The following is a 12,643-nucleotide window of genomic DNA, read 5'->3' on the forward strand; positions in this document are numbered from 1 at the left end:
GATTCGCTGCGTTGCCGCCTTTCTGCAGCTCGAACTATTTTGGAGATACTTAATGGTTAAGCTTTTTTACCTGCCAGCAGTTCCAGAACTTCATCCACGCTGGTGGTATGGGCCAGACGTTCGATCACGGATTCGTCATCCAGAGCGTTGGTCAGGCTGGTGATCACCTGGATATGTTCATTGTTACGTGCGGCGATACCAATGACCAGGCGGGCAATGTCGTCTTCTTCTTCACCGAAGCGCACGCCTTCCGGGTACTGGCAGAACACCACGCCGGTTTTCAGCACGCGGTCTTTGGCTTCAACCGTACCGTGCGGCACTGCGATGGACTCACCGAGGTAAGTCGGGGTCAGTTTTTCGCGGTCCAGCATCGCCTCGACGTATTCTGGCTCAACGTAGCCGCCTTTCACCAGTTGCTCACCGGCAAAGCGAATCGCTTCTTCTTTGTTAGTGGCTTTACGGCCGAGGAAGATATTCTCCGCACCCAGTTTGAACAGGTGGGTATCACCCTCTTCGAAGCTGTCTTTCAGGTGATCGCGGACTTTCTCTTCGTTCACGTTGTGGCGCTGTGCAGCAACCAGACGTTCGGTCAGGCTGGAGTACAGGGCGCTGTCGAGGAAGTTGGTCAGCGAAATGTGCTGCGCCTGAGGCACCTGGCGCATCGCACGTTCGGTCAGGTCACGGTGGGTAATGACCAGATCGACATCCGGCGGCAGATTGTTAATCGCGCTGTTGGTGACGGAAATCTGAGACAGACCGGCATCCTGCACTTTCTTGCGCAGTACGCCCGCACCCATGGCGCTGGAGCCCATACCCGCATCGCAGGCAACGATGATTTTACGCACATGGCTCAGGTCGTTAGTCACGTCGCCAGCCGCCAGCGGAGATGCACCTTTGGATTCCGCTTTCATGTCGTGCATACGACGAGTTGCGGCATCAATGTCATCATCTTCTTTCACTTTGCTGGTTTTCAGCAGAATGGCTGAGACGACAAAGGAGACAGCCATTGCGGCACAGATAGCAGCGATGTTCGCGAAGTAAGCCCCCTTCGGCGTCATTGCCAGCACGGCCAGGATAGAACCCGGAGAAGCCGGAGAAACCAGGCCGCCGTTCAGGATAGTCAGGGTAAATACGCCAGTCATACCGCCGAGGATAACGGCCAGGATCAGACGCGGGTTCATCAGCACGTACGGGAAGTAAATTTCGTGGATACCACCCAGGAAGTGGATGATAGCCGCGCCGCCTGCGGACTGCTTAGCACTGCCGCGACCGAAGAACATGTATGCCAGCAGAACGCCCATACCCGGACCCGGGTTAGCTTCAATCAGGAAGAAGATGGATTTGCCCATCTCATGGGACTGCTGAATACCCAGCGGTGAGAAAATACCGTGGTTGATGGCGTTGTTGAGGAACAGGATTTTCGCCGGTTCAACGAAGATAGACGCCAGCGGCAGCATGTCATGGACAACCATGAAGTTAACGCCTGCCGCCAGGATTTTGGACAGTGCTTCAACCAATGGGCCAATACCAAGGAATGCCAGAATGGCGAGGATCATCCCGATGATGCCTGCGGAGAAGTTATTCACCAGCATCTCAAAACCGGACTTGATCTTACCGTCTACCCAGTTGTCGAAATGTTTGATAGCCCAGCCGCCCAGCGGACCTGCGATCATCGCGCCGAGGAACATTGGCATATCGGCACCGACGATAACGCCCATGGTGGTGATAGCACCCACCACGCCGCCACGCTCGCCGCCAACCAGCTTGCCACCGGTATAACCGATCAGCAGCGGCAGCAGATAGGTGATCATTGGGCCGACAAGCTTCGCCAGCGTTTCGTTCGGCAACCACCCTGTCGGAATGAATAATGCGGTGATAATACCCCACGCGATAAACGCGCCGATATTTGGCATCACCATGTTACTGAGGAATCGACCAAAGCTTTGCACTTTGATCTTAATATCGGATGACATAAAAACACCCCTTCTTATGTTTGCTGTCGCGCAGGCTTAAAGCCCGAGGTTTGTTAATGTAGCGGCAGGAGGTAGCCGGACCCTGTAGATACTGCGAAATCTGGCACTGAATCGTTCAACTGTCCAGTCGACGGCTTTTTGTGTGACGTTTGTCACGTAAATATAGGGTGTGTGGCGTTAGTTAATGTGATTTTCATCACAAAATATCGGTACAAAAAAACATCACAGGTCAAGAGTTGGCTAAAAATGGGCGTTAAGTGTGAAGTTGTTCACGTTTTTGCTTTGGCTGTTTGTTGGGTATTTGTGATCTACTTCGCAATAAATATTTGTCTGGATTTCTCCTGGTGTGATCTGGAGCGGATTCTGTTTCATCACCTATTTCTTGCAACTACCCCGCAAGCCATCAACCTGCAAATTTATACCCTGGTGGTATGGCGGAAATGACTAACTGCAATTATGTTCAAATTACCAGCCATGACTCCTTTCGGCTGCCTGCAATTGAAAGCTCTGATTAGCGTGAATACGAGGCGGGTATGTTTCTAAACTATTTCGCGTTAGGTGTGCTGATCTTCGTTTTTCTGGTTCTGTTTTACGGAATCATCGCCATCCATGATATTCCCTATAACATGGCTAAGAAGCGCAACCATCCCCATGCCGATGCCATCCATACGGCGGGTTGGGTGAGCTTATTTACGCTGCATGTTATTTGGCCCTTCCTGTGGATCTGGGCCACGCTCTATCAGCCAGAACGAGGCTGGGGAATGCAGTCCCACATCACGCCGTCCGGGAAGGAACCTGACCCTGAAATTGCCGCGCTGGCCGCGCGCATCACCCAGTTGGAAAATAGACTGGATGGGGAGAAAAAAAACGATAACTCCACCTTTCCGGAGATTTGATCATGGACTTGTTGATTGTCCTGACCTATGTGGCATTCGCCTGGGCCATTTTTAAAATATTCCGTATTCCGGTAAATCAATGGACGCTTGCTACCGCCGCGTTAGGTGGGGTGTTTATTGTGGCGGGACTCATTTTATTAATGAACTATAACCACCCGTATACCTTTACGGCGCAAAAGGCGGTTATTTCAATTCCTGTTACCCCACAGGTCACCGGAATTGTTAGTGAAGTGACAGATAAAAATAATCAGCTGATTAAAAAAGGCGAGGTGTTATTTAAACTCGATCCCGTTCGTTATCAGGCGCGGGTCGACAGGCTGCAGGCCGACCTGGTGACCGCTACGCACAACATCGACAATATGAAAGCGCAGCTGTCTGAAGCCGTAGCCAATACCACCCGCGTTTCCGCTGAACGAGATCGCCTGTATAAAGATTATCAACGCTATTTGAAGGGTAGTCAGGCGAAGGTTAATCCATTCTCTGAAAGCGACATCGACAATGCCCGGCAAAACTACCTGGCGCAGGATGCGCTGGTCAAAGGCTCCGTTGCCGAACAGACGCAGATTCAGAGCCAGTTAGACAGTATGGTCAATGGAGAGCAATCTCAGGTTGCGTCTCTGCGCGCCCAGCTCGCTGAAGCCAAATACAATCTTGAGCAGACTATCGTACGTGCGCCCAGCAACGGTTATGTAACGCAGGTGCTTATCCGGCCCGGGACCTATGCCGCCGCGCTGCCTCTGCGCCCGGTGATGGTATTTATTCCGGAACAAAAACGGCAAATCGTGGCGCAATTCCGCCAGAATTCCTTGCTGCGTCTTAAACCGGGTGATGAAGCGGAAGTGGTCTTCAACGCGCTGCCAGGCCAGGTATTCTCCGGCAAGCTCACCAGCATTCTGCCGGTTGTTCCGGGCGGTTCTTATCAGGCGCAGGGAGCATTACAGTCCTTAACGGTGGTGCCGGGTACCGATGGCGTGCTGGCCACGATTGAGCTGGCTCCCAATGCCGATGTGGATGCGCTGCCGGACGGTATCTATGCCCAGGTGGCGGTCTATTCCGACCATTTCGCTCACGTTTCAGTGATGCGTAAAGTGCTGCTGCGCATGACCAGTTGGATGCATTACCTTTATTTGGATCATTGAGACCGTCATCACCTGCCATTTGCACTGACCTGAGCCATACTGATATTTTTGTTGGCAAAAAGGACCCGGCATGAAACTCATTGGCAGCTATACCAGCCCTTTTGTGCGTAAAATTTCTATTCTGTTACTGGAAAAGGGCATCACTTTCGAATTTGTGAATGAACTCCCCTATAACGCAGATAGCGGCGTGGCACGCTATAACCCGTTAGGAAAAGTGCCCGCATTGGTTACCGATGAGGGCGAGTACTGGTTTGACTCTCCGATCATCGCGGAATACATAGAACTGCTGGATATTGCGCCAGCGATGCTGCCGCGTGAACCAATGGCGGCGCTGAAGGTACGCCAGTTGGAAGCGCTGGCCGATGGCATTATGGATGCCGGTTTAGTCTCGGTACGCGAACAGGCTCGCCCCGTCGCACAGCAGTCAGAAACCGAACTGTTACGCCAGCGAGAAAAGATTACCCGTAGTCTGGATATGCTGGAAGGTTATCTGGCGGAGGGGACGCTGAAAACGGATACGGTTAACCTGGCAACCATTGCGATTGCCTGTGCCGTCGGTTATCTCAATTTCCGTCGGGTTGCGCCCGGCTGGTGTGTTGATCGCCCGCGTCTGGTCAAACTGGTGGAAACGCTCTTTCAACGCGAAAGTTTTGCCCGTACGGAACCGCCAAAGGCTTGATACACATTATACTCGCCTGAGCAAAGTCACGGTACAATCCTTCCTATATCGATATCCCTCTCCACGGTGGAGAGGGCCACCAACAGCCAGGCCCTTTCATGACAACCGACATGCGTTCACTCTACAGCCAGCTTCCTGCTATCGATCGTTTATTGCGCGATAGCGCCTTCCCAGCTTTACGTGAGTCTCACGGTCATACCCGGGTGGTTGACCTGCTGCGTCACATGCTCGACGAAGCCAGAGAAGCTATTCGCGACACGCACGCGCTCCCGGCATGGTGTGAGGACTGGGCGCAAGAGGCCTGCGCCCGGCTGGAACGAGAATCGCAAAGTGCGCTGCGTCCGGTGATTAACCTGACCGGAACGGTGCTGCATACCAATCTTGGGCGCGCATCGCAGGCCGAAGAAGCGATCGAGGCGGTGGTGCAGGCGATGCGCACGCCGGTGACGCTGGAATACAGCCTGGATGATGCCGGGCGTGGACATCGGGATCGGGCCCTGGCGGATTTACTCTGCCGTCTGACGGGGGCGGAAGACGCCTGTATCGTCAATAACAATGCGGCAGCGGTTTTGCTGATGCTGGCGGCCACGGCTAACGGCAAAGAGGTGGTCGTTTCACGCGGAGAACTGGTAGAAATTGGCGGCGCGTTTCGTATTCCGGACGTGATGTGTCAGGCCGGATGTATTCTGCGCGAAGTGGGTACCACTAACCGGACCCACACGAAAGATTATCGTCAGGCGGTAAATGAAAACACCGGTCTGCTGATGAAAGTGCATACCAGTAATTACAGCATCGAAGGCTTTACGAAGTCGGTGGATGAGGCAGAGCTGGCCACTATTGGCAAGGAGCTGGATGTTCCGGTAGTGGCGGATCTCGGCAGCGGCTCGCTGGTCGATCTCAGCCAGTATGGATTACCGCAGGAGCCGATGCCGCAACAGCTGATTGCCGCTGGCGTCAGCCTGGTGAGCTTCTCTGGCGATAAATTACTGGGAGGGCCGCAGGCAGGGATTATTGTCGGTAAAAAAGAGATGATCGCGCGCTTACAGAGCCATCCGCTGAAACGTGCATTACGGGCTGATAAAATGACGCTGGCTGCGCTGGAAGCGACGCTGCGGCTCTACCTGCACCCGGAAGCGCTGGCAGCGAAGTTGCCGACGTTACGCCAGCTCACCCGCTCGCAGGAGGCTGTCCACGCGCAGGCACAACAATTACAGGCACGGCTTGCTGATCATTACGGCGACGAATTCGCCCTGAACGTTATGCCTTGTTTATCGCAGATAGGCAGCGGTTCGCTACCTGTTGATAGGCTGCCCAGCGCGGCATTAACCTTTACGCCACATGACGGGCGCGGTAGCCGCCTCGAAGCACTGGCCGCCCGTTGGCGTGCGCTGCCTGTGCCGATCATTGGGCGAATTTATGATGGTCGCTTATGGCTGGATCTGCGCTGCCTTGAGGACGAGACCCGGTTTATGGAGATGATGCTGAAATGATTATTGCAACCGCCGGACACGTTGACCACGGAAAAACAACGTTATTACAGGCGATTACCGGCGTGAATGCCGACCGTTTGCCGGAAGAAAAAAAGCGCGGCATGACCATCGATCTCGGTTATGCCTACTGGCCGCAGCCGGACGGAAGGATTCTGGGATTTATCGATGTTCCCGGACACGAAAAGTTTTTGTCCAACATGCTGGCGGGTGTCGGCGGGATCGACCATGCGCTGCTGGTGGTGGCGTGTGATGACGGCGTGATGGCGCAAACGCGTGAGCATTTGCAAATTCTGCAACTGACGGGCAACCCGCAGATCACCGTGGCGCTCACGAAAGCCGATCGCGTGGATGACGATCGCATCAACGCGGTACGTACTGAGGTGCATACTGCGCTTGAAAACTATGGATTCGCCGATGCGGTTCTGTTCGTGACGGCGGCCAGTGAAGGTCGTGGAATCGAAGAACTGCGCGATCATTTACAGCAATTAACGTCGCGCGAGCATGCCCGCGATTGCAGCTTTCGCCTGGCGATTGACCGTGCCTTTACGGTCAAAGGCGCGGGTCTGGTGGTGACCGGGACGGCGCTTAGCGGAGAGGTGACTATTGGTGACACGCTGTGGCTCACGGGCGTCAACAAACCGATGCGCGTACGTAGCTTGCATGCGCAAAATCAGGCCACCGATCGCGCGCAGGCGGGGCAACGTATTGCGCTGAATATTGCTGGTGATGCACAAAAAGAAGAGCTTAACCGCGGCGACTGGCTGCTCTCCGATGCACCGCCAGAGGCGTTTACCCGCGTGATCGTCTCTTTAGAGCATGCCGCGCCGCTGATGCAGTGGCAACCGCTGCATATTCACCACGCGGCCAGCCACGTCACCGGGAGAATCTCGCTGCTTGAAGGGACGCTGGCGGAACTGGTGTTTGATACACCGCTCTGGCTCGCCGATAACGACCGTCTGGTGCTACGCGATATTTCGGCCCGCACGACACTGGCTGGCGCGCGTGTGGTAACGCTCAATCCGCCGCGTCGCGGGAAGCGTAAGCCGGAATATTTGCAGTGGCTGGCAGCGCTGGAGAAGGTACAGAGTGACGGCGAAGCTCTGGCGCTACATCTGACGCGCGGGGCGGTGAATATTCCTGACTTCGCCTGGGCGCGTCAGCTCAACGGCAACGGTATGCGTCCGTTGATTGAGCTGCATGGCTTTATTCAGGCGGGATACAGTCTGTTGAATGCTGCCGTTGCAGCGCGCTGGCAGCGGAAAGTCCTTGATACGCTGGCAACGTACCACGAGCAGCACCGTGATGAACCAGGACCTGGGCGAGAACGCCTGCGCCGTATGGCTTTGCCGATGGAAGACGAAGCGTTGGTCCTGCTGCTGATTGAAAAGATGCGTGAGAGCGGCGCCATCCATAGCCATCATGGCTGGCTGCATTTGCCGGATCATAAGGCCGGTTTCAACGAAGAGCAGCAGGCTATCTGGCAAAAAGCAGAACCGCTTTTTGGCGATGAGCCGTGGTGGGTGCGCGATTTGGCAAAACAGACGGGCACAGATGAGCAGATGATGCGTGTGGCGTTACGACAAGCAGCGCAGCAAGGCATCATCACCGCGATCGTCAAAGATCGCTATTACCGTAACGATCGGATTGTGGCCTTTGCCAATATGATCCGCGAACTGGATCAGGAGAAAGGATCGACCTGTGCTGCCGATTTCCGCGACAGGCTTAACGTTGGACGCAAATTGGCTATCCAGATTCTGGAATATTTTGACCGCATTGGTTTTACGCGTCGCCGGGGAAATGATCATTTATTACGCGATGCTTTGTTGTTTCCCGAAAAGTAATGAAACAATTAATTCAGGAATTAAATGAATTAATACAAAATAAATATTGATTGAAATAAGCACATTAGATTATGAACCTAATGTGCTTTTTAATTGTGGGTGTTATTAAAATAACAACCACGATCATATTTTGTTGGATATTTCACTCGTATGCTTCCTGACTCTTTAGAGTAATTAAGGATCGTACAATGGCTGCTTCAACATTTTTTATTCCTTCCGTGAATGTAATTGGCGCTGATTCATTAAAAGACGCAATGAATACAATGGCGGAATATGGTTTTCGTCGTACGCTGATTGTCACGGATGCCATGCTGACAAAATTAGGTATGGCTGGCGAGATTCAAAAAGCATTACAGGAACGTGATATTTTCAGTGTAATTTTCGACGGTACGCATCCTAATCCCACGACCAGTAACGTCGCTGCTGGCCTGCACATACTGAAAGAAAATGAATGTGATAGCGTTATTTCCCTCGGCGGCGGTTCTCCGCACGATTGTGCGAAGGGCATTGCGCTGGTGGCGGCTAACGGCGGCGATATTCGCGATTACGAAGGTGTGGACCGTTCTGCAAAACCACAGCTGCCGATGATCGCCATTAACACCACCGCGGGCACGGCATCTGAAATGACCCGTTTCTGCATCATTACCGATGAAGTACGCCACATTAAAATGGCGATTGTGGATAAGCACGTTACGCCGCTGCTGTCCGTTAATGACTCCTCGCTGATGGTCGGCATGCCGAAGTCCCTGACAGCGGCAACCGGTATGGATGCGCTGACCCACGCCATTGAAGCCTACGTGTCTATTGCTGCAACGCCGATTACCGATGCGTGCGCGTTGAAAGCGGTCACCATGATTGCGGAAAACCTGCCGGTCGCCGTTGCAGATGGCAGCAATGCTCAGGCGCGCGAAGCCATGGCTTACGCGCAGTTCCTCGCGGGCATGGCCTTTAACAACGCTTCTCTTGGTTATGTGCACGCAATGGCGCACCAGTTGGGCGGCTTCTACGATCTGCCGCACGGTGTATGTAACGCAGTGCTGCTGCCGCATGTGCAGGTCTTCAATAGCAAAGTGGCTGCCGCTCGCCTGCGTGATTGCGCTGCGGCAATGGGCGTGGACGTTGCTGGCTTGAGTGCAGAGCAAGGGGCGGAAGCCTGCATCGCGGCGATCCGCGAACTGGCGCAGAAAGTGAATATCCCGGCCGGTCTGCGTGAGTTGAACGTAAAGGAAGAGGATATTGCCGTACTGGCGACCAATGCCCTGAAAGATGCCTGCGGTTTCACTAACCCGATTCAGGCGACTCATGAAGAAATCATGGCGATTTATCGCGCTGCCATGTAATTCGTGATACCTGTCGTAAAGCAGTAAATGGCTGGCGAATAATTCGCCAGCCCCGTCTACCCTTGTAGTACCCCTACAGCAAGGAGACGGTCATGACCAATAACCCCCCTTCAACGCGTATTTATCCCGGCGAGTATGGTTACCCTCTGAAGTTAAAAGCCCGATACGATAACTTTATCGGCGGTGACTGGGTTGCCCCGGTGGACGGCGAGTATTACCAAAACCTGACGCCGGTAACCGGGCAATTATTGTGCGAAGTGGCCTCTTCCGGCAAAAAGGATATCGATCTGGCACTGGATGCCGCGCACAAAGTAAAAGACAAGTGGGCACAGACATCCGTGCAGGACAGGGCGGCGATACTGTTCAAAATCGCCGATCGTATGGAGCAAAACCTGGAACTGCTGGCGACGGCAGAAACCTGGGATAACGGTAAACCCATCCGCGAAACCAGCGCGGCAGATGTTCCGCTGGCGATTGACCATTTCCGCTATTTCGCTTCCTGTATTCGTGCGCAGGAAGGGGGTATAAGCGAGGTTGATAGCGAGACCGTGGCTTATCACTTCCATGAACCTCTTGGCGTGGTAGGGCAAATTATCCCGTGGAACTTCCCGCTGCTGATGGCCAGCTGGAAGATGGCGCCCGCGCTGGCGGCGGGTAACTGCGTCGTGCTTAAACCCGCGCGCCTCACGCCGCTGTCCGTGCTGTTGCTGATGGAAGTCATCGGCGATCTGCTCCCGCCAGGCGTGGTAAACGTGGTAAACGGTGCGGGTGGGGAAATCGGTGAGTATCTGGCGACGTCTAAACGCATTGCGAAAGTGGCGTTTACCGGCTCAACGGAAGTTGGGCAGCAGATCATGCAATACGCTACGCAGAACATTATTCCCGTCACGCTGGAGCTGGGTGGGAAATCGCCCAATATCTTCTTCGCTGATGTGATGGATGAAGAAGATGCGTTTTTTGACAAAGCGCTGGAAGGTTTCGCGCTGTTTGCCTTCAATCAGGGTGAAGTGTGTACCTGTCCGAGCCGTGCGTTAGTACAGGAATCTATTTACGAACGTTTTATGGAAAGAGCTATTCGCCGGGTGGAGAGTATTCGCAGCGGCAACCCGTTAGACAGCGTGACGCAAATGGGTGCGCAGGTCTCGCATGGTCAACTGGAAACCATTTTGAATTACATCGATATTGGTAAGAAAGAAGGGGCCGACGTTCTCACCGGTGGGCGGCGCAAGCAACTGGATGGTGACTTAAAAGAAGGTTATTACCTCGAACCAACCATTCTGTTTGGCAAGAACAACATGCGGGTTTTCCAGGAAGAGATCTTCGGGCCCGTGCTGGCCGTCACGACCTTTAAAACCATGGAAGAGGCGCTGGAAATCGCCAATGACACCCAATATGGGCTTGGCGCTGGTGTCTGGAGCCGTAATGGAAATCTGGCGTACAAGATGGGCCGTGGGATTCAGGCGGGGCGTGTTTGGACCAACTGTTACCATGCTTACCCGGCCCATGCGGCATTCGGTGGCTATAAGCAGTCAGGCATCGGGCGCGAGACGCATAAGATGATGCTCGAGCATTATCAGCAAACCAAATGTCTGCTGGTGAGCTACTCAGATAAACCGCTGGGACTATTTTAATTTCTCATCACTTATTGCCCGGTTTTGCGCCGGGCATATCTTTATTCTGCAGTTATATATAAACCCATATATCGTTATATAAATAAGACGATTGCATCCAATCTGGTCATTCCACTACTATTATCAACTCTATTGTGTAAATCAAATTGCAGCCGAATTTTCAATTTAAATCCCTGAGGCAAATATGTTCCTTAATTATTTTGCATTAGGAGTGCTTATTTTTGTATTCCTGGTCATTTTTTACGGGATTATTATTCTGCATGATATTCCCTATCTCATTGCAAAGAAACGTAACCATCCTCATGCTGACGCAATACATGTCGCGGGCTGGGTGAGTTTGTTTACCTTACATGTCATGTGGCCCTTTTTATGGATCTGGGCAACGCTTTATCGCCCGGAACGCGGGTGGGGCATGCAAAGCGCGGATTCTTCCCTGATCCAGTTGCAGGCCAGGGTTGCCGATCTGGAAAAGAAACTGGGTGAGGCGAAGACCTCTCCGGCGGAGTAATATCGATGGATTTATTGATCGTTCTGACCTATGTGGCGTGCGCATGGTCAATATTTAAGATTTTTAAAATTCCTGCCAATAAATGGACAGTACCCACTGCAGCATTGGGCGGTATATTCATTGTTTGCGGGCTTATATTACTGATGAATTATAACCATCCGTATACATTTAAGGCGCAAAAGGCGGTAATTTCTATTCCCGTAGTACCGCAGGTCACGGGGGTCGTGACGGAAGTGACGGATAAGAAGAATACGCTGATCAAAAAAGGTGAGGTGCTGTTTAAACTTAATCCGGGACGTTATCAGGCACGAGTGGATCGCCTGAAAGCTGATATTGTCACCGCACAACATAAAGAGCAGGTGCTGGTGGCGCAGTTAGACGAAATGCAAGCCAACACGCAGCGGGTAAAGGCTACCCGTGACAAGCTAGCTAAAGATTACCAGCGCTATGCGCAGGGGAGTCAGGCGAAGGTCAATCCTTTTTCTGAACGCGATATCGATGCGGCGCGGCAAAATTATCTGGCGCAGGAAGCAGCGGTGAAATCCTCCGTTGCGGAACAACAGCAAATCCAGAGTCAGTTAGACAGCCTGGTGCAGGGTGAGAATTCGCAAATTGCCAGCCTGAAAGCGCAGTTAGCCGAAGCGGAGTTCAACCTGGACCAGACAGTGGTTCGTGCGCCCAGCGATGGTTACGTTACGCAGGTGCTGATGCGACCGGGAACCTATGCCGCCGCGCTGCCTATGCGTCCGGTGATGGTGTTTATTCCGGATCAAAAACGGCAAATTATCGCCCAGTTCCGGCAAAACTCGTTGCTGCGATTGGAGCCAGGCGATGAAGCTGAAGTGGTGTTTAACGCCCTGCCGGGTAAGGTTTTCAGCGGCAAACTGGCTGCCATCAGTCCGGCCGTACCGGGGGGAACATACCAGTCGAATGGGGCGCTGCAATCCTTAAATTCTACGCCCGGATCGGAAGGGGTGATCGCCACGATTGAGCTGAATGATAATGTGGATGTGAACGCTCTGCCTGATGGGATTTATGCGCAGGTCGCGGTTTATTCTGATCACTTCACCCATGTGTCAGTGATGCGTAAGGTTCTGCTGCGTATGACCAGTTGGGTGCATTATCTGTATCTCGATCACTAGGCGC

Annotated in this window: 10 protein-coding genes; 9 read left to right on the forward strand and 1 reads right to left on the reverse strand. The window is 53.1% G+C overall.

Going from position 1 to position 12,643, the window contains the following annotated elements; all coding sequences use genetic code 11:
* Positions 1-56 precede the first annotated feature (56 nt).
* Positions 57-1,973, reverse strand: a complete 1,917-nt coding sequence (gene mtlA / locus OGV52_RS09670; RefSeq protein ID WP_047501314.1) for a PTS mannitol transporter subunit IICBA — start codon at positions 1,971-1,973, stop codon at positions 57-59.
* 533 nt (positions 1,974-2,506) lie between these two features.
* Between mtlA and OGV52_RS09675 the strand changes: the two genes are divergently transcribed.
* The 9 genes from OGV52_RS09675 (at position 2,507) to OGV52_RS09715 (ending at position 12,639) form a co-directional block, all read left to right on the forward strand.
* Positions 2,507-2,869, forward strand: a complete 363-nt coding sequence (locus tag OGV52_RS09675) for a DUF3302 domain-containing protein (protein ID WP_016154955.1) — start codon at positions 2,507-2,509, stop codon at positions 2,867-2,869.
* A gap of 2 nt (positions 2,870-2,871) precedes the next feature.
* Positions 2,872-4,008, forward strand: a complete 1,137-nt coding sequence (locus tag OGV52_RS09680; protein WP_016157740.1) for an HlyD family secretion protein — start codon at positions 2,872-2,874, stop codon at positions 4,006-4,008.
* 70 nt (positions 4,009-4,078) lie between these two features.
* Positions 4,079-4,687: a glutathione S-transferase gene (locus OGV52_RS09685; RefSeq protein ID WP_200046814.1), complete on the forward strand. Its 609-nt coding sequence runs from the start codon at positions 4,079-4,081 to the stop codon at positions 4,685-4,687.
* Positions 4,688-4,785: 98 nt separating this feature from the next.
* Positions 4,786-6,177, forward strand: a complete 1,392-nt coding sequence (gene selA / locus OGV52_RS09690; protein WP_016154951.1) for an L-seryl-tRNA(Sec) selenium transferase — start codon at positions 4,786-4,788, stop codon at positions 6,175-6,177.
* A complete protein-coding gene (selB, locus tag OGV52_RS09695) occupies positions 6,174-8,018 on the forward strand; it encodes a selenocysteine-specific translation elongation factor (RefSeq protein ID WP_049282798.1) in 1,845 nt (614 codons plus the stop codon). The genes selA and selB overlap by 4 nt, the downstream gene beginning before the upstream one ends.
* A gap of 188 nt (positions 8,019-8,206) precedes the next feature.
* On the forward strand, positions 8,207-9,358 hold the full coding sequence (yiaY, locus tag OGV52_RS09700) for an L-threonine dehydrogenase (protein ID WP_046275792.1): 1,152 nt from the start codon (positions 8,207-8,209) through the stop codon (positions 9,356-9,358).
* A 92-nt stretch (positions 9,359-9,450) separates the two neighbouring features.
* Positions 9,451-10,989, forward strand: a complete 1,539-nt coding sequence (gene aldB, locus OGV52_RS09705) for an aldehyde dehydrogenase AldB (RefSeq protein WP_019078065.1) — start codon at positions 9,451-9,453, stop codon at positions 10,987-10,989.
* Positions 10,990-11,173: 184 nt separating this feature from the next.
* Positions 11,174-11,497, forward strand: a complete 324-nt coding sequence (locus tag OGV52_RS09710) for a DUF3302 domain-containing protein (RefSeq protein ID WP_016154947.1) — start codon at positions 11,174-11,176, stop codon at positions 11,495-11,497.
* A gap of 5 nt (positions 11,498-11,502) precedes the next feature.
* Positions 11,503-12,639: an HlyD family secretion protein gene (locus OGV52_RS09715; RefSeq protein ID WP_153689907.1), complete on the forward strand. Its 1,137-nt coding sequence runs from the start codon at positions 11,503-11,505 to the stop codon at positions 12,637-12,639.
* Positions 12,640-12,643 lie beyond the last annotated feature (4 nt).

It is taken from the genome of Citrobacter sp. Cb041, assembly GCF_030336655.1.
GTDB classification, from domain to species: domain Bacteria; phylum Pseudomonadota; class Gammaproteobacteria; order Enterobacterales; family Enterobacteriaceae; genus Citrobacter; species Citrobacter braakii.

Excerpts from the sequence above, each read along its gene's own strand:
- yiaY (WP_046275792.1), top strand. The coding sequence starts at position 8,207 with ATGGCTGCTTCAACATTTTTTATTCCTTCCGTGAATGTAATTGGCGCT.
- selB (WP_049282798.1), top strand. The coding sequence starts at position 6,174 with ATGATTATTGCAACCGCCGGACACGTTGACCACGGAAAAACAACGTTA.
- selA (WP_016154951.1), top strand. The coding sequence starts at position 4,786 with ATGACAACCGACATGCGTTCACTCTACAGCCAGCTTCCTGCTATCGAT.
- OGV52_RS09685 (WP_200046814.1), top strand. The coding sequence starts at position 4,079 with ATGAAACTCATTGGCAGCTATACCAGCCCTTTTGTGCGTAAAATTTCT.
- OGV52_RS09680 (WP_016157740.1), top strand. The coding sequence starts at position 2,872 with ATGGACTTGTTGATTGTCCTGACCTATGTGGCATTCGCCTGGGCCATT.
- OGV52_RS09710 (WP_016154947.1), top strand. The coding sequence starts at position 11,174 with ATGTTCCTTAATTATTTTGCATTAGGAGTGCTTATTTTTGTATTCCTG.
- OGV52_RS09675 (WP_016154955.1), top strand. The coding sequence starts at position 2,507 with ATGTTTCTAAACTATTTCGCGTTAGGTGTGCTGATCTTCGTTTTTCTG.
- OGV52_RS09715 (WP_153689907.1), top strand. The coding sequence starts at position 11,503 with ATGGATTTATTGATCGTTCTGACCTATGTGGCGTGCGCATGGTCAATA.
- aldB (WP_019078065.1), top strand. The coding sequence starts at position 9,451 with ATGACCAATAACCCCCCTTCAACGCGTATTTATCCCGGCGAGTATGGT.
- mtlA (WP_047501314.1), bottom strand. The coding sequence starts at position 1,973 with ATGTCATCCGATATTAAGATCAAAGTGCAAAGCTTTGGTCGATTCCTC.